The 1,069-nt window shown below is 69.4% G+C and carries 2 pseudogenes; both read left to right on the top strand.

Annotated features, from left to right (window positions below):
* A pseudogene (locus tag ACZ50K_RS37975) lies at positions 1 to 195 on the top strand (hypothetical protein); the annotation flags it as partial.
* 325 nt (positions 196 to 520) lie between these two features.
* A pseudogene (locus ACZ50K_RS37980) lies at positions 521 to 976 on the top strand (serine hydrolase); the annotation flags it as partial.
* Positions 977 to 1,069 lie beyond the last annotated feature (93 nt).

The raw sequence follows: 1,069 nt of genomic DNA on the forward strand, positions 1-1,069 counted from the left end.
GGCACCGAACCCGTGATCAACGAGGTCAACACCTTCCCCGGCTTCACCGCAGCCTCCCAGTACCCGCAGATCTGGGCCGCAGCCGGCCTGCCCTACCCCCGGCTCCTCGACACCCTCATCCAAACGGCGCTCAACCGGGCAGACAGCCCGCAGACACAGACGCTGCCCAGCACGCCGTCAACCGTGACCTCCTGAGCGAAGAACCGTCTACGAGCCCATGAGTACCCGCCCCCCACTCAGAGCTGCACCGCGGAGTCCGCATGCCCCGTGACACGCCTCGGCCATTGCACTACGACCATGAAACGGCACGGCGTCAACGGCTCTCGGCTGTCCTGCCGGCCCTCACCGCGGTGCTGTGCACCGCGGCCCTCGCACTCTCCCTGGTGGCGTTCGGCCGTCCCGCATCCGCGGCCGCGGCCGAAGTGGTGCGTGCTGTGCCGGGCACCCCTCCGGTCTCTGCCTGGCCCGCCGCCGGTCAGGCGGCCCTGGCAGTTGACGGTGGGGCGAGTACACCTCCTCCCCCGGCCAGGACCCGGTGCCGACGGCCTGCACGGCCAAGCTCATGACCGCCTACGTGTTCCTCTCCCGGTACCCGCTGGGGCCCGGGCAGGCCGGCCCCTTATTCACCGTGTCCACCGACGAAGCGGCCCGCTATCCCGCCCGTCTGGCCCGGTCGGAGTCGGTGGTTCCACTGCGGTCAGGGCAGCGTATGAGCGAACGTGAGGCACTTCAGGCGCTGCTGGCGGCCTCGGCGAACAATGTCGCCGACGAGCTCGCGCGCTGGTACGGCTCCGACCCCGTCGCCTTCGTCGCCGAAATGAACCAGACCGCACACCGGCTCGGTATGGACGCGACGCACTACACCGACCCCAGCGGCCTGCCCAGCACCAGCATCAGCACGGCTGCAGATAAGGTACGGCTCCTCCGGGCGGCCATGCGCCTACCGGACTTCGCCGCCCTCGCCAGCTCCACTTAGACCGTGTCCTATGTGGTGAGGCGGAGTAGGCGCTTGTAGCAGCAGATGGCAGCGGCCAGGCCGAGAAATGCCAGGTAGTTGCGGGGGTCGCGT

Source organism: Streptomyces sp. NPDC033845 (genome assembly GCF_055576225.1).